18 protein-coding genes are annotated in these 21,179 nt (G+C 41.2%); 8 read left to right on the top strand and 10 right to left on the bottom strand.

The window, feature by feature from the left end; translation table 11 throughout:
* Nucleotides 1-135 precede the first annotated feature (135 nt).
* A complete protein-coding gene (locus PN457_RS11815; RefSeq protein WP_271733525.1) occupies nt 136-1,404 on the bottom strand; it encodes an MFS transporter in 1,269 nt (422 codons plus the stop codon).
* Nucleotides 1,405-1,549: 145 nt separating this feature from the next.
* Nucleotides 1,550-2,119, bottom strand: a complete 570-nt coding sequence (locus PN457_RS11810) for a hypothetical protein (protein ID WP_271733524.1) — start codon at nt 2,117-2,119, stop codon at nt 1,550-1,552.
* A 376-nt stretch (nt 2,120-2,495) separates the two neighbouring features.
* On the opposite strand from PN457_RS11810, the gene PN457_RS11805 reads away from it, so the two are divergent.
* Nucleotides 2,496-3,614 carry a ferrochelatase gene (locus PN457_RS11805; protein WP_271733523.1) on the top strand — a complete coding sequence of 373 codons (1,119 nt, stop codon included), beginning with the start codon at nt 2,496-2,498 and terminating at the stop codon, nt 3,612-3,614.
* 362 nt (nt 3,615-3,976) lie between these two features.
* Nucleotides 3,977-4,579: a Uma2 family endonuclease gene (locus PN457_RS11800; protein ID WP_271733522.1), complete on the top strand. Its 603-nt coding sequence runs from the start codon at nt 3,977-3,979 to the stop codon at nt 4,577-4,579.
* A gap of 184 nt (nt 4,580-4,763) precedes the next feature.
* Here the strand turns inward: PN457_RS11800 and PN457_RS11795 are convergent, their stop codons facing one another.
* The 6 genes from PN457_RS11795 to PN457_RS11770 form a co-directional block, all read right to left on the bottom strand.
* Complete coding sequence (locus PN457_RS11795) at nt 4,764-5,087, bottom strand: hypothetical protein (RefSeq protein WP_271733521.1); 324 nt, start codon at nt 5,085-5,087, stop codon at nt 4,764-4,766.
* Entirely contained in the window at nt 5,060-5,920 is an 861-nt protein-coding gene (locus tag PN457_RS11790; protein WP_271733520.1) for a cysteine desulfurase family protein, read from the bottom strand. The genes PN457_RS11795 and PN457_RS11790 overlap by 28 nt, the downstream gene beginning before the upstream one ends.
* Nucleotides 5,917-6,186 carry a hypothetical protein gene (locus PN457_RS11785; RefSeq protein ID WP_271733519.1) on the bottom strand — a complete coding sequence of 90 codons (270 nt, stop codon included), beginning with the start codon at nt 6,184-6,186 and terminating at the stop codon, nt 5,917-5,919. Before PN457_RS11785 ends, PN457_RS11790 begins: the two co-directional genes overlap by 4 nt.
* Nucleotides 6,187-6,208: 22 nt before the next feature.
* Nucleotides 6,209-6,853, bottom strand: coding sequence for an HNH endonuclease domain-containing protein (locus tag PN457_RS11780; protein ID WP_271733518.1), 645 nt, complete (start codon nt 6,851-6,853; stop codon nt 6,209-6,211).
* A 55-nt stretch (nt 6,854-6,908) separates the two neighbouring features.
* A complete protein-coding gene (locus PN457_RS11775; protein ID WP_271733527.1) occupies nt 6,909-7,082 on the bottom strand; it encodes a DUF4007 family protein in 174 nt (57 codons plus the stop codon).
* A 209-nt stretch (nt 7,083-7,291) separates the two neighbouring features.
* Nucleotides 7,292-7,837: an NADPH-dependent FMN reductase gene (locus tag PN457_RS11770; protein ID WP_271733517.1), complete on the bottom strand. Its 546-nt coding sequence runs from the start codon at nt 7,835-7,837 to the stop codon at nt 7,292-7,294.
* Nucleotides 7,838-8,199: 362 nt separating this feature from the next.
* Between PN457_RS11770 and ftsH the strand changes: the two genes are divergently transcribed.
* Together ftsH and PN457_RS11760 are read left to right on the top strand one after the other, a co-directional pair.
* Complete coding sequence (gene ftsH, locus PN457_RS11765; protein ID WP_271733516.1) at nt 8,200-10,068, top strand: ATP-dependent zinc metalloprotease FtsH; 1,869 nt, start codon at nt 8,200-8,202, stop codon at nt 10,066-10,068.
* 187 nt (nt 10,069-10,255) lie between these two features.
* Nucleotides 10,256-10,954 carry a BON domain-containing protein gene (locus PN457_RS11760; RefSeq protein ID WP_271733515.1) on the top strand — a complete coding sequence of 233 codons (699 nt, stop codon included), beginning with the start codon at nt 10,256-10,258 and terminating at the stop codon, nt 10,952-10,954.
* A gap of 24 nt (nt 10,955-10,978) precedes the next feature.
* On the opposite strand, the gene PN457_RS11755 is transcribed toward PN457_RS11760, so the two are convergent.
* Nucleotides 10,979-11,389 carry a heavy metal-responsive transcriptional regulator gene (locus PN457_RS11755; RefSeq protein WP_271733513.1) on the bottom strand — a complete coding sequence of 137 codons (411 nt, stop codon included), beginning with the start codon at nt 11,387-11,389 and terminating at the stop codon, nt 10,979-10,981.
* Between the two features lie 263 nt (nt 11,390-11,652).
* On the opposite strand from PN457_RS11755, the gene PN457_RS11750 reads away from it, so the two are divergent.
* A complete protein-coding gene (locus tag PN457_RS11750) occupies nt 11,653-12,732 on the top strand; it encodes an aromatic ring-hydroxylating dioxygenase subunit alpha (RefSeq protein ID WP_271733512.1) in 1,080 nt (359 codons plus the stop codon).
* A gap of 155 nt (nt 12,733-12,887) precedes the next feature.
* Here PN457_RS11750 and PN457_RS11745 read toward each other — a convergent pair whose 3' ends face one another.
* Nucleotides 12,888-18,449, bottom strand: coding sequence for a translocation/assembly module TamB domain-containing protein (locus tag PN457_RS11745; RefSeq protein ID WP_271733510.1), 5,562 nt, complete (start codon nt 18,447-18,449; stop codon nt 12,888-12,890).
* Nucleotides 18,450-18,710: 261 nt separating this feature from the next.
* Here PN457_RS11745 and PN457_RS11740 point away from each other — a divergent pair, with 261 nt between their 5' ends.
* From PN457_RS11740 to PN457_RS11730, 3 genes are all read left to right on the top strand, one after another.
* On the top strand, nt 18,711-19,148 hold the full coding sequence (locus PN457_RS11740) for a DUF3110 domain-containing protein (RefSeq protein ID WP_271733508.1): 438 nt from the start codon (nt 18,711-18,713) through the stop codon (nt 19,146-19,148).
* 150 nt (nt 19,149-19,298) lie between these two features.
* Entirely contained in the window at nt 19,299-20,225 is a 927-nt protein-coding gene (murQ, locus tag PN457_RS11735; protein WP_271733507.1) for an N-acetylmuramic acid 6-phosphate etherase, read from the top strand.
* A 79-nt stretch (nt 20,226-20,304) separates the two neighbouring features.
* Nucleotides 20,305-20,928, top strand: coding sequence for an exopolysaccharide biosynthesis protein (locus PN457_RS11730; protein WP_271733506.1), 624 nt, complete (start codon nt 20,305-20,307; stop codon nt 20,926-20,928).
* The last annotated feature ends 251 nt before the right edge of the window (nt 20,929-21,179 follow it).

Genomic DNA, 21,179 nt, shown 5'->3' with positions numbered 1-21,179 from the left:
GAACTAAAAAATGGTATGAGGTACAGCAGGTAAATCTTTTGGGTAGATATGAATGGCAGGTTTTTTAGGCAGATAAAAGTTAAGCAAATTCATATATAGCCAGCTTTTTGCGCTTTCTTATCCCTCAAACTCACGTTAAATTACATCTTGTAGCACTCCGCGGGTGTTTTTCCATGCCCAAATACCAACACCTGCAACTATAATACTCATTGCCACCAAAACAATTCTTAAGCCGAGCATATCTGTTAAAGGGCCAGTAATTGCCAGGGGTGCAGATAAGGCAATATTAACGATATGATTTTGAAAGCCAAATACTTTTCCGTGCATGGGGGGTGGTGTGCGCTGTTGAATTAAAGTTTGCATCGGTACGCCAATTAATGCAGCACCTACACCCAAAAAGGCACTTAGTCCTAGAGCGAGAATGAGATTATGGGTGAAAGTGAACACCCCTAAAACCAGGGACATCATTAAAAATCCCATTAGGGGTAAGGGTTTGTGATGCAATTTATCGCCCCAATGACCTAAAATTGCTGCACCAAATACCATACCTACACCCGCAGCAGCTAAGAAAAAGCCAAATTGTTTATCCTTTAAACCAAAGTCGGCGGCTAATCTAATGGTTAATACCATTAATGCGGCAAAGACACAATATAAAGTTGTGAGTTGCAGCATGGCGTTTAATATTAAAGGATTTTTTGTGAGATAGCCTAAACCTGCTTTGAAGTCAGCCCAAGGATTAATTACACTGGTGCTTTCATTACCCGATAATCTGCTTTCGGCTCCGAAGTTAATCAGCTGTACGGCTAATCCTGATAATAGGTATAGTACACCGACGACAATTTCTTGACCATACCTGGCTCCTAACCAATCTTTGGCTAAAGTTAATATTGGCTCTCCAATAGCAAAACCCACAATTAAAGATCCCATCATGGTGGTGCTGTACACCGCATTGGCCGCCATAAAATTCTCTCTTCGCACTAAAACCGGGATAGCAGCTTGTTGAGCGGGAGTGAAAAATTGGGCTAAGGTGGAAACACCAAAAGTCAGCAACAATAACATGAAAAAGTCTCTTGGTAAAAATGCAATGAATAGCATTAATACAGTTTGAATATAATTAGAGACGGTTAAAACCAGCTTTTTAGAGAAGCGGTCAACAAAGATACCACCCGCAGAACCGAACAAAATCGCCGGTAATGTAAAGGCTAGCATCAAAATTGAGTACATGGAGTTTTGGGCTAACCCGGTCGGCGGTTGGTAATTCTCCAGCAGCGCCACCATTAACACAAAAAATATTTTATCTCCTAACTGGGAGAACAGCTGCCCAATCCACAGGAGCATAAAACCACGATTTTTTAGCAGGGCGCTAAATCCGTTATTGACAGCAGCTGGTTCAGTGGGAAACATTATAAATACTGGGAATTTACTACTGGAACTGAGATGGGGGAATAAGCTATATTTTCTTTGCTTCTCCTCATTTCCTGGTGTTGATATTTATTATTTGGGAATTTTCAATTTTGAGTTGTTTAGTTTTCACTCATGTTGATTGATTCTATTGTTCATAGCGTTTGATTAGTAACTGTAAAAATTCCGCTGCAGTCAGGGTAACTGGGGGTTGAGAGGCTTTTACAGATGAATGTATCCACCAACCTTTTACTGTTTGAGGCGCGCGCCACATCGATAAATGGTTTACTGCTGGATCTGCGTAAAAGTTATCATGTCTACCACCCGATAATGAAGAACTCCAATGGGTAAAATAATCATGACTCATGCGATGTATCGGAAAGTTACCCCATAGTGGGACTCCCCAGCCATCTATAGCAATAAAGGCCTTAATATTACCACCTAACAATTGCCAGGAACAGGCCGCCCCTATGGCTCCCACCACACCGGCACTAAAGCTAATGAATGTTACTGGTGATTTTAAATCATTCCGTAAGCGATCGCCTAAAAATTGCAGAATGTGAACTGATGATAAAACTAATAACCCATCACCGGGAAAAACCAGGATTTTACCGCTGTTTTGTGGTTTGCAGCTATCAGGGGCTGAAAACAAGCATTCTGATATAAAGTTTTCTGTCAATCCCGGCTCATGGATTCCAGGGCAAATAATTATACTCATTTCTCTTCAGTCATAATTGGCTGTCCATGATTTCTCATAGATTTTTGTACTTTATCACACTCTTGACTAAGTAACAGCAACTAGACAACTCCCCACATGAATTTACTAAGTAAGTTGATGTTACCTTGATGATATCTGAAAACAGTCCTCTCAACTAAATTCTCATGTGGAATCCAGCTTGATCAAACAACTATTTTTACTACTCAGTAAATAGTAATAACCCTTATATGCCTTTTGATATATTATTGTTAACTCCATGATCAACCTATCCCCCTGGATGGGATAATAAACTACTAATTAGCGGATCAATAGAGTTATTCCCTAAGTGAATGGCTCTCAAACCGAGTTTATATAGATTTATATTGAGGAACTGATTATGGTGGCCACACCAGAAAAACAGCAACACACTCACGAGGAATTACCAAGAAAAGACCGGGTAGCCGTCTTACTTATGGGCTACGGTGAGGTAGAAAGCTATGAAGATTTTGCTAACTATAACGAACAAGCCTTAAATCTACTAACTGCAAAATTTGCACCAGTACCAACCTGGATTTATCCGCCCTTAGCAAAGCTATTGGCCTTATTTGACCGCCACGAGTGGGGACACACCCACCATGATTTTATTTCCCCACACAATGCCATTTTTGAACAGCAACGGGCTGGAATTGAAAAGAATTTGCAGGCTAAGTGGGGGGATAGTATCCAAGTTTTCAAGGCTTTTAACTTTTGCGCCCCCTTCTTACCTCACCAAGTTTTAGCAGAAATTCACAATCAAGGTTTTGAGAAAGTCCTCATTTACCCTTTATTAGTTGTTGATTCCATCTTTACTAGTGGTATTGCAGTTGAGCAGGTTAACAATGCTTTGTCCACTGTTGCTCAGTCAGAAGAACACTGGGTGAAAGGACTGCGCTACATCCCCTCATTTTATAATGAAGCGGACTATATTGATTTGATGGCTAAACTGGTTGAGGAAAAGATTTCCTCTGACTTGGGTACAGCTTATTTACCTTCTCAAATTGGTATAGTGTTAATGAATCATGGCTGTCCCCACAAGGCTAAAGGGTTCACTTCTGGAATTACTGAAAGTCAAGCCCTATATGATTTAGTGCGGGATAAGTTAATTAACCGTTATCCTTTGATTTCCGTGGGTTGGCTAAACCACGATACGCCTTTAATTGAATGGACTTTACCTAATGCGGAGCAAGCTGCTAGTAATTTGATTCAATTGGGCGCAAAAGCAGTTATCTTTATGCCTATTGGTTTTGCGACAGAAAACCATGAGACTCTCTTAGATGTACATCACATTATTCACGCATTGGCGAAAAAGTATGCTAATGTGAGTTATGTGCAGATGGCTTGTGTTAACGATAATCCAGAGTTTTTGGCAATGGCGGCGGAATGGGCGAATGATCATATTGCTGAGTTAATGAATCAGGAAGCTATGGCGGTTAATCCCCAGTTGGCGGGAAGTCACCATCATCATCATCATCATTAGACTGGGAAACTTAATCCCCCCTCCTGTGCAAGCTACGATATACACACAAGTAAAAAATTGTAGGTTGGGTTGAGGTTTTGGGAAACCCAACATCATTAGAAGTAGGTTGGGTTGCGCTGCGCTTAACCCAACCTAATTCTAATGAACTTTTTTAAGCTTGTCAGTCCAGTACGTTGCGCTACGCGACAACACACCCTACATAAATGGAGTAATTCAATCATTTGTGTGTACACCGTAGTTCCTTGCGGAAGAGAGGTTTTCCAGATACCTGAACCCATAGCTCAAGTTTCGTTGTTATTCTGAAGGTAACTAGAAAATTTGAATGCAACCGTCTTCGTAAGCAACAGTTTCAGGATGGAATGATGACACAACCTAACTTAACCCCGTCCATTGCTGTCAATATCCCAAATACACTCACACTTCAAGTTTCTTATGAGCAATTCGTTGATTTGGCACTCGCTAACCGAGATTTACAATTAGAAAGAACTGCTACGGGGGAGTTAATTATTATGCCACCTACCGGCAGTGATACTGGCAACAAAAACCTAGATATAGAAGGGCAGCTTTGGCTGTGGAACCGTCAAAATAAACTGGGTAAAGTTTTTGATTCTTCCACAGGTTTTCGTCTTCCCAATGGTGCTAATCGCTCTCCTGATGCAGCTTGGGTAGATAAACAAAGATGGGATGCTCTGACTTTAGAACAGCAAGAAACTTTTGCGCCAATTTGTCCTGATTTTGTGCTGGAATTACGTTCTAAAACTGACTCTCTAGAAAAGTTGCAAGCTAAGATGAGAGAATATATAGAAAATGGTGCTGGTTTGGGTTGGTTGATTGACCGCAAAAATCAACGAGTGGAAATTTATCGTCGTGGTAGAAATGTGGAAGTTTTAGATCATCCTGTTAGTTTATCAGGGGAAGATGTTTTACCTGGATTTGTGTTGGATTTAACTGAGGTTTGGAGTTAAAATTACATGAAGACTTTCACGGCAATAATTTAGAGAGATTCACAGAAAAATCTTTATGTCGGTTATGTACATGGATTTCCTGGGGCGCATTCTCAAGGTGAAACTTTGGATGAATGACAGCAAAATTTACGTGAAGTAATTGAGATGCTGCTTGAAGATACTGAACTGATTTTTGAGAGAGAGTTTAAAGAAGTTGCTGAATTTTATTGACTGCGTTGATAATCAGAGAGGATGTTTTTTCTATTTCGGCTTTGGTGGTAAATTTACCAATACCAATTCTTAACGCTCCTTCAATCAGATTTTGAGCAAAATTCATCGCTTGTAAAACGTGAGATGGTGCAACAACACCCGATGAACAAGCCGCACCTGTAGAAATGGCTAATTGATGGCTAACTCTCGCAATAATCGCACTATTAGGAATATTCGGGATAGAAATATGTAAGTTACCTGATAAACGGTGGTTTAAGTCTCCGTTAATTACTAAATCAGGTATTTGTGATTGTAGCAAGTTTTGGAGTTGGTTTCGCAAAAGTGCGATCGCAATAAATCTTTTTCCATCTCCAAGCGTCTCCAGTGACAAGCTTCACCTAAACCAACGATTCCGGGGACGTTGAGCGTACCTGATCTGATTCCCTGTTGATGTCCACCACCATATATAATAGGTTGCAGGTGATGACCTTTTTTGACGACTAATGCACCAACTCCTTTGGGCGCATAAAGTTTGTGTCCAGAAATCGCTAGATAGGTAATACCCCAGTCTTGAAAGTTGATGGGAATTTTACCCACTGCTTGGGAAGCATCACAGAGAAAAGGAATATTGTAGGAAGATGCGATCGCCCCAATTTCTGAGATAGGATAAATTGTACCCACTTCATTATTAGCAGCCATCACACAGATTAGTGAAGCACCATCAGCGCAGACTTTTTCCAGATGTTCTAAATCAATTTGAGCTTGTTGATTGACTTTTAACCAAACTATTTCAACTAACTTTTTTTTCGCTAATGCAGCACAAGTATCTAAAACGGCTTTGTGTTCAACTGGGGAAACAATGATTTTGCATGGGTGATGCTGTTGGGAAACATAACCTTGAATGGCTAAATTAATGCTTTCTGTTGCACCAGAAGTAAAAATAATTTCTTTGGGTGCAGCATTGATTAATTCGGCTATTTGTTCACGGGCTTGTTTAACAACTTGTGCTGCTTCATCTCCATATATATGATCTACACTATTAGCATTACCAAAGGCATTAGTCATATAATACATGACTTTTTCGGCTACTCTCAAATCAACGGGAGTAGTTGCATGATAATCAAGGTAAATTATCTTTTCTTGTGTAGTCATTTTTTGAGTATTTTAAACGCAAAGGTACGCAAAGGTAACGCGGAGGTACGCAGAGTTTTTTTTGAAATAAAGCCAATACTCTTTTGAGCGGCGTTGTTGTATACTTTGGCTAATCCTGCTACTATTAAATCATCTTCAGCCTGTTCTAAATCTAAATCATGGCTACCCCAGAAGCGGTAAGTTGAGATGGTGCGATCGCCTATACAGTCCCATGCTTTTTGAAATTCTGTAACCGCTTGTTCACAAAGTTCTTCACTATATGCCAACCAAATTACTAATGTTGGTTCATTATTTCTCAGCGTAAACCCAATTAGCACTAAAACCCTGAATAGTTGCTAAAGAACTTAATGGTTGGATAGTTTTTTCGTAAGCATTAGTTAGAATTTCTAAATTTAATAAATCATTGGCTTGATTAACTTTCAATTCTGCAACAAAAGATTCAACATCATTTAACCATTTACTCTGAGAAACTTTTTGATGATAAATATCTAAGCCTAAATATTGCAACTTAACAAAATTAGAAAAATATTTTTCAGATGGTATATTATTAGATTTAGAAGAATTAACAGATTTTGTAGTTGGAATTAAATTCCATAGTTGATCATGAGCAACAAATGACCAAGGCAAATAATGATCTAATGAGATTTCATCCTTATTTAATTGAAGTTGAGAATAAATACATTTAATATCCTGATGATCTAAAATAGTTTTCCAATATTTAGTTTGATTTGCTAAAGAATCTCTTTGTTGTGGCATAAATAATTTATTAACCACATTGGGAATACTAGGGTTTTGTTGCTGCATATAATTTAACCATTCCCAAGATACCCAACCCCTAACTATTGTGTAATTTTCTTCTAAATATTCTACCCAATCTGGATGTAAAATAATGGCGTTACAATCTTGCTGGTCTTCAGCGTTAAAGCAATACAAAGGCTTTTTTATATCAAATTGATTCTTAGCTAAATTAATAATAGCTGGGTTAACATCATAATCTTTTAATCCTCACGTTTTTTGTCAGTTTAAAAGCCATACCTGGAGTACCTTCATTATAAAGTAAACTAGAAATATTAATGGTATTGCCGCCGTAATTTACCCGACTCGCATACTCCAAACAAGCAGCAACTATAATTTCTGCTGGTAAATTTGTTTTATTACCAATTTTAAACTGATAATTTTTACCAAAAGTACGAATTAAACCAAGTTCATTTAATTTATTTAGTAAAAAGTTTATTTAAATTTAAATGCTATTAAATAGCTAATTTTCTAGATATTTGCTTAAATTCAGTGAAAATCACGAACCCAAATAATATAAAAACCCCCGACTTATCAAAGAAATCGGGGATCTGAGCCTCTCGGTGTTGACGATATCTAATCAACTCCTCGTAACTTACGAGTATTATCAACTAAACTCTGAGCAAATTGGTCAAATCTTTCCGAGAGCTTTTCATCTAATAGCTTACCTTCGGGACTAAAAGCACCCCAGGCTTTGCCAATAGCAATTTGTTCTGGTATCACCCAGCCATGTACCCCTCGGATAATCAAGCGTAGGTCATTAAGTGCATTGCTATTAGCCTGACCTCCCAAGACGCTAATCATCCCGGTCACTTTACCAGAGAGTTCATCAAAACTCATCAAATCCAGAGTATTTTTTAAAACACCACTCAGACCGCCATGATATTCCGGTGTGGCTAAAATCAAGCCATCAGCCCCAGTTACAGTATCACGTAACCTTTGCACGTCGGGATATTGGGAATAATCTTTTCCCCCATGACAAAATGGTAAATTTAACTGGCGCAAATCTAAAACTTCCACCTCAGCGCCCAAGGCTTCTACCCGTTGTGCTGCTACTTGTAAAGCTTTCTGGGTGTAGGAATCAGGTCTTAAACTACCACCAATACCAACTATACTTACCATAATTCACCCATAAAGTCAAGATATTAATATAACACCACCATATAGTAAAGGCGGAGTCATTACGATTATGTTTATTTTATATAATACATATTTATATTTCTCTCGTCAAATGCCACAGAATCGGACTGAACTACCATAGGAGTATATCTGAGGAATTAATACCCATCTGTCTGGGCTGCTAGGCGGGGAATTATGGGCAAATATTCCATACCCGGGCAAAGAAACTAGAGTTAGTGGGTTAAGCTTAGTCTAGAAGTTAGACTAGATAATAAAATAATAATTTCTGGTTAGAGTAATTTTTGCCGAAAACATAGGCATAAATTCAGGGCGCAGCTAATGCCACTAGACAAAGGGTAATTATTATGGAAAATGTCGGGAAAAAGTCATTGAGAAAACAGCGTACAGCTGCCTTAGTCGCCAGTTTACTGATGTTACCAGGTATTTTTATGGGTACTCCCGCCTGGGGGCAAAAAGCCGAGGGCGACTCCCTGACTTATGGTCAGTTAATTAATAAGTCTAAACAAGGGGAAGTAAAAAAAGTAGAGCTGGACGAAACCGAACAGATAGCCAAGGTTTATCTCAAGGGACAAGCTCCTGATGCACCACCAATAAGAGTCAGGCTGTTAGCAAAAAACACTGAGTTAATTAACACACTCATAGAACAAGACGTAGATTTTGGTCAGGTTTCCTCTGCTAACAGCAGGTTAGCTGTGGGACTGTTAATTAACCTCATGTGGATTTTACCACTGGTGGCTTTAATGTTATTATTCCTCCGACGCTCCGCCAATGCTTCTAATCAAGCCATGAATTTTGGCAAGTCTCGCGCTCGCTTTCAAATGGAAGCAAAAACTGGTGTCAAGTTTGATGATGTGGCTGGGGTGGAAGAGGCCAAGGAAGAACTAGCAGAAGTGGTGACCTTCCTCAAGCAACCAGAAAGATTTACTGCTGTAGGTGCGCGCATTCCCAAAGGAGTTTTATTAGTCGGCCCTCCGGGTACTGGTAAAACTTTGCTAGCAAAAGCGATCGCCGGGGAAGCTAGTGTACCTTTCTTTAGTATTTCCGGGTCAGAATTTGTAGAGATGTTTGTGGGGGTAGGTGCGTCCCGCGTCCGGGACTTATTTAAAAAAGCTAAGGAAAACGCCCCCTGCTTAATATTTATCGATGAAATCGATGCAGTGGGACGACAGCGGGGGACTGGTATCGGTGGCGGTAACGACGAGAGGGAACAAACTCTCAACCAACTGCTCACCGAAATGGATGGTTTTGAAGGTAACACAGGTATTATTATTATTGCTGCGACTAACCGCCCTGATGTCTTAGATGCAGCATTGCTCAGACCCGGACGCTTTGACCGACAAGTGATGGTTGACGCTCCAGACCTCAAAGGACGTGCGGAAATTTTGCAAGTCCACTCACGCAATAAAAAGATTGACTCTAGTGTATCCTTAGATGCGATCGCGCGGCGAACTCCTGGTTTTACGGGTGCAGATTTAGCCAACTTACTCAATGAAGCAGCCATTCTCACTGCTAGAAGACGCAAAGAAGCAATTACCATTCTAGAAATAGATAATGCCATAGATAGAGTCGTAGCAGGTATGGAAGGTACGGCCTTAGTCGATAGCAAAAACAAGCGCCTCATAGCCTACCATGAAGTGGGACACGCCCTAATCGGCACACTACTCAAAGACCATGACCCAGTTCAGAAAGTGACACTCATTCCCCGGGGTCAAGCACTAGGACTAACTTGGTTTACACCCAACGAAGAACAGGGGTTAATTTCCCGCTCTCAAATCAAAGCCAAAATTATCGCCACATTGGGGGGTCGCGCCGCCGAAGAAATTGTTTTCGGTCAGCCAGAAGTAACAACAGGTGCAAGTAATGATTTGCAACAAGTTACAACAATGGCCAGACAAATGGTAACACGGTTTGGGATGTCTGATTTAGGATTATTGTCCTTAGAAAATCAAAGCAGTGAAGTCTTCTTGGGGCGCGACTGGATGAGTAAATCAGAGTATTCTGAAAAAATTGCCGCCAAAATTGATTCTCAAGTCCGGGAAATTGTCAACAGTTCCTACCTACAAGCAAAACAACTATTACAAGATCACCGCGAAGTTTTGGAATATTTAGTTGATTTATTGTTAGACCAGGAAACTATTGAGGGTCAATTCTTCCGAGAAATCGTCACCCAATATACCAAAGTCACCGATGAAACACTAGTTGTATCTTACTAAGTACACATTCAGCTCGCCCACGCGGGCTGAATATTGTTTCACTTCCCCATAAATTCGGTATCTTACCTAAGTATATAAATCAAAATTTTCAATACATCTCCCAGGAGAGAGGAAAAGCAAATCTAATTAATATTAGAGTCAGTTAAGGCGGCTGCACTGAGAACACAGCAATTAAACGGGTGTAATTATGACTATAGCCATAGATGAAGAACTCCAAGCTAAAGTTGTAGAAAAACTGCATTGGGACGACCGTGTAAATGCGGCAGATGTAGGTGTAACTGTTGATCATACCAAAGTCACCCTACGGGGAACAGTACCTAGTTATCGAGCCAAAAGCATAGCAGAACAAGATACAAAAGAAATACCGGGAATATCGGAGGTAATTAATCATTTACAAGTGCAGTATCCTAGTACAATTCCTGTTCCCATAGATGAAGAAATCGCATCCAATGTAGCCAACGCTCTTAGTTGGGATCCAGATATTGATGCTAACAAAATTGATGTGAGCGTTATCGGTGGGTTACTAACTTTGCGGGGGACAGTAGACGCTTATTGGAAAAAATTTCAGGCGCAAGACATAGCATACGCCATTACCGGAGTAATTGATATTATCAATGAACTAGCTGTTGTCCCCACTAAGAGACCAGAAGATGAAGAAATTGCCAGAACTATTGAGAATGCTTTAGAACGCAACACCTTTGTTGAAGCTGAAGATGTCAATGTCGTAGTGGAAAATGGTAGAGTTACCCTCACCGGCTTTGTTCCCAATTGGGGAGCGTGGAGAGCAGCACACAACGCAGCCACCTATACTAAAGGAGTAGTGAAGGTGGTTGATGGCTTGGCTATTCGTTACCTAGAAGATCAAGAATTTTTGGGTGAAGATTAACCTGTACATCTACTTCCCATACTGTTATTGGATAATTGGGCAAATTTTATCCTCTTGCTGATCTGGTTTATGGTGCCATCCAGCCAATAAGTCCCCAATTTGTCCACGTAAAGTCAATAACTGAGCAATTTGGCTATCAATCCGGGACAGTTTTTCTACTAACTTTTCTTGAATTTCGCCACAGGGGGGTTCTCCTTGGTCATAAACAGCTAGAATATCGCCAATTTCTTCCAGACTTAGACCTAAACTTTGGGCTCTTTTAATGAAAGCTAACCGGTTGAGCACATCTAGGGAAAATTGGCGAAAACCTCCCTCTGTGCGTCCTGATGATTTGATTAAGCCTAAACTTTCGTAATAGCGAATTGTTCTGATGGCAATTCCACTCAGACTTGTTACCTGACCAATTAAAAACAGTTTTTTATCCTGATGTAACACGGTAGAGTTTACCCATTCTCCTGCTAACTATAACATCCTTCAGGACTAGGTACAAGATTCGGGTATCTATCTAGTAATTATTTTATATTTAATTAACAAAAAAATAACAATTTTATTCCCTCGCTTCAATGTGATATCAACAGAAGACTTATCTTGATTAATTTACTGGTACAACTATGTTTCTCGGTACTGAAATTAACCGTTTTTCCCAAATTCTCATGTTATTTCTAGATTAACCGCTTCACTTCAAGCGAAACTAGAACATGAATGTTAAGCAGAACCTGATTTCAACCCATAAACCGAGAATTTTTAATCATCCTGAACGTTTTGTTGAGGGATGGTACTGGGTGATACCATCAAAAAAACTGCGGGTCAAAGAGGTAAAGCCTGTCAAAGTTTTGGGTAGAGAATTGGCGATTTACCGTGGTAAAGATAAAAGAGCAGTAATCGTTGATGCTTACTGTCCCCACATGGGCGCTCACCTGGCTCAAGGGAAGGTTGAGGGTAATGAACTGCGCTGTTTTTTCCATCATTGGCAGTTTGATGAACAAGGATTCTGTGTTAATATTCCCTGTTTAGATCAGCCTATTGCCGTCAGGTTAAAAACTTGGCCAACCGCTGAGAAATATGGCATGATTTGGGTTTGGACTGGAGACATACCCAAACAACCTTTACCCTTTGTTCCAGAGTTAGAAAACAAGGAATGTGATGTGGCTTTTGGTAATGATTTCTTGGTTAACTCTCACCCTAACGCGGTGATGATTAATCCTATTGATGCCCAACATTTTAATACAGTTCACAAACTAGCATCAAAAATTAATTTTGACAACCAAGAAATTAATCAAAATGCTATTATCTTCAGCAATACAATATCTATCGCTAAAAGTTCAATTTTATTCCGGCTGATTCGTCCTTTGTGTAAAAATATTGTCCAGAATATCTGCTATTGGTATGGTAGCACTAACATTGTGACTGTGCGGACGAATTTATTCCAAGTTCACATTATGGTGGCTCTACGCCTCTTGGAAGGGAGCAAATCTGAAGGTAAAGTTATACTGATTAGTCAGAAACGTGGGGATATTTCCGGTTGGTTATATAATCGCGTCTTGCTGTGGCTGACTAAAATTGCAGCTAGATATTGGATTAAAGATTATCTAAAAATTTTTCAAACCATTAATTTTGATTTGAAAACTCCCATCAAAGCAGACCATTCAATTATACAATTTGTTAACCATCTGGAACAACAAAAACCCCTGATGTTAAAGACTTGGCAATTAGCGCGATCGCACAGTGAAATCAGAGAACCCCCTGCAACGTGGCGCGATAGCAAATCTAATGATTAGTATAGGCAAATTTCTATAAAAATGAAGTGGCAGAGCCACTTCAATAATTCCCAGGTAGAACCTAAATATGAGTATAACAACTATCCCCAGGACAAATCGTATAAATTAACACTAAATTTTTCACAATTTTTTCTTTTTTTCCCCTTGGAGTCAGTTCAAAATCGCGTTTGAAACTCCACTACAGCACGACTGTCATCCTCTAAATTAGTGGAAGCACGTAGACGAAATTGGTTACTAATTCGATAGTTTATACCCCACTGTGAAGGATCTTTGGCGGTCAAAATTTTAATATTGGAAACAGAAACCTTAGGAGAAATGTCAATACCAGCCTCTGCTGCCAATTCCAAGGTAGAATTGTTTCTTCCGGCTTCGGGATTCTGAGAAAGAATAGTCGGAAATATACGCAGTTCAGTTAAGCCAAAAGCACTACCAAGCTCGTTAAAAGCTGACTGCAAATTGCTAAATACCGCAGATCCGGCAATATTAATCAGGCCTAAAGTAGTATCTCTACCTCCCTGACCACTGATCGACCCACCCCCCAACAAAGCGACAATTTCAGTTTGCGATCGCGATGGGCTGCTTGTCAGTTCCAGGACTTCATTTAATTGACTGGCAAAACCTTGGACATTGGCCTCAACTTGAACACTCTCTAAAGCTGCTAACCCCAAACCATTAGGGCGTGTGAAATCACTACTCTGAACTAGGTCTAGTACCTTAGTGACTAACCTCACATCTAATTCTGGGTCAAGGGGTTGACTACCTCTAAAGGTGGCTGTATGTTGGTAACCACGAGCCAGGTTAAACTGTGTAGTAAACAAATTCACCTGACCTTCTTCTAACCTAATAGTCCCATCGGGTATTGGTTTAGTAAAGGAACCGTTCACCGTTAAGTCACCTGAAGCCGTAAAGCTCAGAAGAGGTGGATTAATAATTGCGACATTTTTACCGAGTTCCAGAGCTAAATTATTAAATATAACCCCTGGACTGAGAGTAGGTTCTTGGAGAGAGGATGACCATTTCCGGGTAGAAGCTTTTGCAGCTTTACTATTTTTAGCATCTGGTGGGTTAGCAGCAGCTAATAAAACCTCACCGTTGAATAGATTCACTTGACCGCCAATTTCCGGGTTGAGAGCCGAACCAGTAATCTGTAAATTGCCACTAGCACCTCCTTGGTACAAGCCATCCAGATTCAAAACTAACTCACCAATATTAACAGTCAGGGGATTCTCCAAATTCGGTTGTGCATTGTTGAAAATGGGAATTTCTCCGGATGCTACGACTTTACCTCGGCTGAACTGACCTTCGAGGTTTTCTACTAAAATGCGGTCAAAATCAAACAGTACTTTTCCGGTAACACCTTTGACTTTTTCCGGTAGTAAATCAGAGGCAAAAGTAGCATTCTTTACAGAAGCAATACCATTTACTATTGGCTTTTCAAGAGTACCGCGCACTGCAATATCTACGTCTCCCTCGCCCCCTTCAAACACCGCCTGATTAGTCAACAGGTTTAATATTGCTAATCCCTCATTTCTCACCTGAACATCCAGACTAATTTGATTGTTATCTGGTAAGACTGAGGCAAAAGGTAACTGATAGGGGATACTGGCAGTAATATTAATTGGCTGGCTTTCCACAATAGAAACAGTGCTGCCAAAGTTGAAGCGTCCATCAGCATAACTGAAACTGGCTCTAGCTGACTCCACCGAAACCCCATTTAATGTTCCTTCTGTAACTTCCAAATCCCCTTTGGTTTGAGGATTAGCAATGCTCCCGGCTAACGCAGCACTACCATTGAGATTACCTGAAACACCAATTATTGGGAGCTTGAGGAAATTATTTACTAACTGTACCGGAAAATTCCTCACCCGTAATTGACCTGATTGATCATCACCTCCAATATTACCTGTAAAAGACAAAAGGCTATTGTCTACAGAAATTCGTAATGGTCTTAATTGCAAAATACCATTTTGGAAATTACCTTGGGCAATGATGTTGTCAAAACTATAAAAACGACTGGTTGCTTTTTTACCCCAGGTAAAATTTTCACCCTTCAAATTAAATTCTACTGATAAACCCCCGGGGTTGGTAGTATCTAAAGCCATCTCCCCCTCAAAAATTCCTTTTAAATCAGCCAAATCTGGTATAGGACTAGATTTGAGGCGTTCTTCAGCTTGTGCTGTCAACTCGGAATCGATTTTATCAAAGTGTTCCAGTTGGTTTAATAAAGGAGTCGTTTGACTTAATCCCCTGTGTTGAGTTGTCAAATCTCTAGCCGTACCATAGGTAGAGGGGATAACAGCACCCCCTTGTAAATCTGGTAATTCCAATATTTTCGCTACCGTGAGCACATCTTGAATATCACCCTGGGTGACATTCAACTTACCTTGGAGTTGGGGACCTTGGGGAGTTTGAGCAAAATTGCCCTGCATAGCATAACGACTCTGGCCTTTGACCAGTTCGCTGCTGATCACTGTAGCTTCACCATCACCATAGCGGAATTCCAACCCTAGTCGATCGCCCTTAATCCAGCCAACTTGTGGAGATACCACTGCTAAATTCCCTCTAGCTGTCAAAGTCTGTTGATTCAGAAGTAAATCCCCAGTCAACACCCCCCTCACCGTACCAGGACCTAGGCGCAGATTTGGCGATGGTCTCAAATTTAAAATGTCTAAAGGAAAGTTAGCCACCTTAACAGCCAAATCATCTCCTTGTGCTTCACCTGTAGCTAAGGACTGTTCCCGCTTAACTAAAAACCGTTGGGGGCGATTTTGAGCATCTAAGCTTAAGGCAATCCTATCTCTATTTCCCGTCAAATCTAAACTCAAACCGCCACCCCTAGCTGACTGAATATTTCCAGTTAACAAAGGTTCAAAAGCGACATTTTGTACAACCAAATCTCGTAAACCCACCTTTCCTGTCACATTAGGTAAAGGTAAATTCCCAGTGATTTGTCCTTTAAAATCCAGATTTCCCGCCACAGCCAATTGATTAGGCAGACTCATGGGTAAATGTTCTAGGTTATAATTATGCGCCTGGACTTGGAGATTTAAGTCAGTAATTTTCGGTATACCAGGGATTTGAGCATTAGTAAATATATCACCACTGATATTTAACCCAGTAGCAGTAGCTTCTTGAATAGCCAGCTTTTCACCATTCCAAGTTACTGCGGCACTCAAAGGTCTTTCAATAGCAGGGATACCGCGAGACAATTCCACTTGTCCCGACCCGCGCACATCAGCTAAAGTTGTAGACCCCAAGATACCTGACACCTCGAACTTACCAGCCAAATCACCGCGGAACTGGTGATTGAACCGATTTAATTCCACCCCTGCCGCATCAAATTGCACCTGATAGCCACCGTTAGCTACTTGGATATTAGCAGCCCTAATCTTACCCCCTGCAACATTTAACTGTCCTTCACCCTGTGCCTGAATAGTTGCTAGTCCAAAGGAATAAACAGACCCGGCTACATTTAATTGACCAGTTAACCCTCCCTGGAATTTAGATGGTACTGCTAGCAACTGTTGCAAAGGCAGATTAGTAGTTTGCAGTTTTGCTTGATATAAACCGTTAGCTAATTGAATCTTAGAAGCTGTTATAGTGGCACCGGGGAGACTCAGCCGTCCCTCACCAGTGCCACTTAAACTATTGAGTGCAAAGTTCTCTGTGTTACCTACTATTTGAAACTTACCCGCCAAGGAGCCATCCAAGGACGGGGGAGATTCTTTGAAGATGTCCGCTAGTCTCACACCATTAGCAACTAGTTGAGCGGAAAACTCTTGGTTTTGCAACTGGACATCGGAAACTGCAATTGTGCCTCCAGCAATGTTAATTCTGGCATCCTCGGTGCGAATGGTGGCAATTTGAAATGGTTCTACCCTGCCTTCGAGGATCACACGACCATTAAACGCTGCGCCGGTCAAAGAGATATTTTGCAGTTGATTTTGATCTACAAAAGGTTTCAAGCCGACACTGGCCGCTTGCATATCCCCTCGCCAAACCCCATTGGCAAAATTACCAGAACCTCGCACCATACCACCAGCCACATTTAAGAGTACATTGCGAAAGGCGACAGTACCATCTGGGGCGAGAATGGTTTCACCGCTCGCAGGATAGGTGGCTTCATTGGCTCGCCATTTCACTAGAGTTTGCACATTATCAGCAGCACCACTCAATTGGGCTGTGGCGGAAACAGTACCAAGAAATAATGTTTTCTTAGAGGGTAGTATTGTTTCATAAAGTTGTGCCATTACCTCCGGTGCAGCGCGAAGCGCAATCGCATCCCCGGAAATATTCTCAGCTGCAAAATTAAAATCTAATTGGGGTGTTGCTCCTAATGTAATTTCGCCAAATCCCTTTATTTTTCCACCAACTGCGGGTTCTGCCTGAATATTTCTCAAGCTAAATAAATTATTATGTGGAATAAATTCAAATTTAGTAGTAATATAATTAAAATCTATTTTATCAAGGGCGGTTTTGGCAGTAGATACTGACCCTGAGAGGACTGGTTTAGTTATGGGGCCAACTAGTTGCAAGTCAGCTTGTAACTGTCCCCTTACATCTACTGGCACTTTGATGTTGAGACTTTCTTGAGCATGGGACACACTGACAGTATTGACACGCCCTGTTAATTTAAAGCCTGTATCCAGGTCAATGATTCCTGTAGCTACTAGAGGAATTTTGCTGTAGTTACCAGCAACATTATCTAGTTTTATCTGCCTCCCTTGGAAGCGGATGAGTCCTTGGGTATTTAGAAAAGGTTGCGGTGTCTTGGCAATTTGCATTGTTACCCCTTGCAAGTGGGCGGAGCCGTCTAAGACTAGCTTCCCTGGGATGCCACGCTGGGGCTGGTCTGGGGTGAGTTGAATCTGCAAGTTGCCATTAACTTTACCTGTTTGTAAGTCAAAAGGTAATTTGATCAGGTCGGTAATTTGATCTGCGGATAAATCTTGCGAGCGCAGTTGTAATTTAGATGCTAATGTTTGGGGAATCACCTCTCCTTGAATAGCAACACTCCCCCCACTATCCGCTTCACCCCTAAGTTGAAACTTAATCAGTTGGTTTTTTTCTAAGAGTTGGGCAGTGCCATTAATTTGTGAAAATCCTACAGGAGTAATAGAAAATTTCTCAGTCTGATCTTGGACTTGATCATCTGCCGGTTGGGGTTTCAATACCAACTGGCCATTGCGAAACCGGAGTTTGTCTAAATCAGTTTTAATCAAACCTGCTTGACGAGGCGGCGAAATTTTAGTAGTAATCCAGCGCCCTTGATCATCTTGTTCAATGTAAATATTGGGGTTAACTAGGGTGACATCTAGCTGAAGTTGACGCTGAAAAATTAATTGCCACGGGTTAAAACCCACTTCCACAGCATCCACTACAGCTTGGTCTGGGTCTGTGGGTGTAGGAGGGATGCTAGATGCACCAAATTGTAACCCTGTCAAGGAAAAACCTGTAACTTCTCCCAAGTTGACTGGACGGTTGAGTGTGTTGGTGATGCTGGTTGCGGCTAGGGGTGTTAATTCTTTGTGGAGGAAATGCTGCAACCGCCATATACCACCCCCTGCTAACAAGGTCATTGGCACTAGCAACAGTCCGCTCAGGACAATGCTACCGCGACTCCAAGCGCCCAACCACAAACGCCTGGGGTGAGTCTTGTGGCGTTTCTTGTGAGGGGATGAATGGGAATGATCATTTTGATGGGGAGATTTACTCATTATGGTTTTGCTGATAGGGGAGCATGGCCTTAGCCATTGGCTGGATGTACCCGGTGACTAATGAAATAAATTCTTATCATTGGGGGCGTGGTGTTAGCCATCGCCTCTTCCAGGATACAAAACCTATTTTTGATTTGGGGAATGGGATTGGCACCCCCCCATATCAACAATCTGAATAAATTTAATCTTATAGCTGTCTGTTTTTCAGATGCACCGCTGAAACCTTTAATAATATTAGGTAGATTCCTAAACACAAGATAGATGATTACGCCCATGCGTGTTTTTGTATTAATTTTCAATGTTAACACCGAAAATGAAGGCATTCACTCAATTCGGGTGGCTGATGCTTCCGCGTCCCATTCCCGAGGTGTACGCAATAAAATTTTGATGTTTGAGTCAGAAGATGATGCTCTGCGCTTTGCTTTATTACTGGAAGCTCAGGATTTCCCTACCCCGACGGTGGAAATGCTCGATGCTGAGGAAATTAAGGATTTTTGTGAAAGTGCTGGTTATGAATGGGAAATTATTCCGGCTAACAGTGATTTAATCATACCCCCAGAAATTAACTTGGATCATACTGACTGGCAACTGTCGGATGCTAGTGAGGACTACCGTTCTCAGCAAGTCCCACCAGCAGCACCAGAAATGTCTGATTCTGAACTAGAAAAAATCCGTCGTCAATTAGAAGGATTATTGTGAGTTAATTGGGGAATGGGGGAAGAAAGGTTTCAATATAGCATTTCCCATGCTCGTGAGGTACAATTTTTTTTAGTTTGAGGGAACAGGGAATTGGTGTGTACTTCATGAGACTGAAAAAGGCTTTAATACAATTTATACAAGATGTCGGCCATGTCAAATTTACAGGAACGCAGCTATCTATTAACTGAGCAGGTAAATCCTCATAGTCTTAACTTAGACCAGCTTAATTCTATTGAGTTGGTGGATTTGTTTAATCGGGAAGATGAAAAGGCCCTGGCGGCAGTGGCGGCTGCTCAAGTTCAATTAGCTCAAGCTATTGATTTAACCGCAGAACGTTTGAGTCAGGGAGGACGTTTATTTTATGTGGGGGCAGGAACTAGTGGCAGGTTAGGTGTGTTAGATGCTGCTGAATGTCCACCTACTTTTTGTACCCCCCCAGAATTGGTACAGGGTATTATTGCCGGTGGTGCTGGTGCATTGGTGCGCAGTTCTGAAGATTTAGAAGACCGTAGCGAAGATGGTGAGGCGGCTATTGCTCAACGACAGGTGACTCAACTAGATGTAGTAGTGGGTATTACTGCGGGGGGAACTACTCCTTTTGTTCATGGAGCGCTCAATGCAGCCCGTCAACGTGGTTCTCGCACCATTTTCATGGCTTGTGTACCTACAGAACAGGTGCGCATTGATGCTGATGTTGATATTCGCTTATTAACTGGTCCGGAAATCCTGGCTGGTTCAACTCGTTTAAAGGCTGGTACCGCGACAAAGTTAGCCTTAAATATCCTATCTACTGGGGTGATGGTGAAGCTGGGTAAAGTTTATGGTAATCGCATGGTGGATGTGGCAGTAACTAACCACAAGTTACGCGATCGCGCTCTACGAATGTTACAAGACTTAACAGGTTTAAGTCGCGAAGCTGCCGGTTTTTTACTCGAACGTAGTGGGAAGTGGGTTAAGCTAGCGTTACTCATGCACTGGACTGGTTTGGAAAAGGAGGCTGGCGATCGCTTACTCGCACAACACCAAGGTAATCTCAGGCTGGCTGTTACTAGTTACAACAATCACAAACAACATTGAGAGATTCTCACTGTTTTTGCCGAAAGTACCTCCATCTATTTGATTTATTTGATTCAAATTCACTCAGATTTGCTCATCTATGGCTAGACTATCCCAAGAGTTACAACGCTACTTTTTTGATGATCACCAATCCCCTGAAGTGACCTTGGCAGAAATTCTGCTCCTAGCCAAAGAGCGAGTTTTTGGGTTTTTACTGGTGATTCTGTCCCTTCCTTCGGCTTTACCCGTTCCTGCGCCTGGTTACTCCATTCCTTTCGGTATCCTGATTTTTTTGCTGGCTGTACAGCTAATTATAGGGGCGAAAATCCCCTGGTTACCCCCCAAAATGATGAATTACCCCATAAAACTAACAACAGTCCAGAAATTTTTACAAGCAGGAAATCCTTGGCTCCAAAGGATTGAATCCATCTCCCGTCCGCGTTTGACTTATATTTGTACCACTCTACCAGGTAAAATCACTATTGGTAGTGCGATCGCCTTGATGGCAATTTCCATGATGATTCCGGTTCCGGGAACCAATACTCTCCCAGCGATGGGAGTTTTTGTCACTAGCTTTGGTTTGCTCGAAGATGACGGAGCAATTACCTTAGGTGGTTTAATCATGTGTCTTTTCGGCGCAATTTTGACTATTTCAATTTTGATCGCTCTAATTTGGGGTGGTTCTAGTCTTCTGGACTTAGTTAAAACTTGGCTGGGCCGTTAAAACAGGAAAAATATTACTAAAGTCCTATGAGATCGGACGAATGAATGTATATAATACTGCCATAACTTCCTTCTGCATTAACGGTTAAATTGGTCAAAAAAATGGCTCTATCGTACTTGTTATGCTAATTTAACAACTGGTTCGAGGGAACAGGGAACAGGGAACACACCGAACAGAGATTAAGAAGGAATATTCAGGCATTTTCTTCAATAACCAACATTATTTCCCTTATACGGTAAGCCTTTTCGGAT

This window comes from Anabaenopsis arnoldii, from assembly GCF_028331025.1.
Classification (GTDB): domain Bacteria; phylum Cyanobacteriota; class Cyanobacteriia; order Cyanobacteriales; family Nostocaceae; genus Anabaenopsis; species Anabaenopsis arnoldii.
This window is presented reverse-complemented; position numbering and strand designations above follow the sequence as displayed.

Excerpts from the sequence above, each read along its gene's own strand:
- PN457_RS11815 (WP_271733525.1), bottom strand. The coding sequence starts at position 1,404 with ATGTTTCCCACTGAACCAGCTGCTGTCAATAACGGATTTAGCGCCCTG.
- PN457_RS11810 (WP_271733524.1), bottom strand. The coding sequence starts at position 2,119 with ATGAGTATAATTATTTGCCCTGGAATCCATGAGCCGGGATTGACAGAA.
- PN457_RS11805 (WP_271733523.1), top strand. The coding sequence starts at position 2,496 with ATGGTGGCCACACCAGAAAAACAGCAACACACTCACGAGGAATTACCA.
- PN457_RS11800 (WP_271733522.1), top strand. The coding sequence starts at position 3,977 with ATGACACAACCTAACTTAACCCCGTCCATTGCTGTCAATATCCCAAAT.
- PN457_RS11790 (WP_271733520.1), bottom strand. The coding sequence starts at position 5,920 with ATGACTACACAAGAAAAGATAATTTACCTTGATTATCATGCAACTACT.
- PN457_RS11770 (WP_271733517.1), bottom strand. The coding sequence starts at position 7,837 with ATGGTAAGTATAGTTGGTATTGGTGGTAGTTTAAGACCTGATTCCTAC.
- ftsH (WP_271733516.1), top strand. The coding sequence starts at position 8,200 with ATGGAAAATGTCGGGAAAAAGTCATTGAGAAAACAGCGTACAGCTGCC.
- PN457_RS11760 (WP_271733515.1), top strand. The coding sequence starts at position 10,256 with ATGACTATAGCCATAGATGAAGAACTCCAAGCTAAAGTTGTAGAAAAA.
- PN457_RS11750 (WP_271733512.1), top strand. The coding sequence starts at position 11,653 with ATGAATGTTAAGCAGAACCTGATTTCAACCCATAAACCGAGAATTTTT.
- PN457_RS11745 (WP_271733510.1), bottom strand. The coding sequence starts at position 18,449 with ATGAGTAAATCTCCCCATCAAAATGATCATTCCCATTCATCCCCTCAC.
- PN457_RS11740 (WP_271733508.1), top strand. The coding sequence starts at position 18,711 with ATGATTACGCCCATGCGTGTTTTTGTATTAATTTTCAATGTTAACACC.
- murQ (WP_271733507.1), top strand. The coding sequence starts at position 19,299 with ATGTCAAATTTACAGGAACGCAGCTATCTATTAACTGAGCAGGTAAAT.
- PN457_RS11730 (WP_271733506.1), top strand. The coding sequence starts at position 20,305 with ATGGCTAGACTATCCCAAGAGTTACAACGCTACTTTTTTGATGATCAC.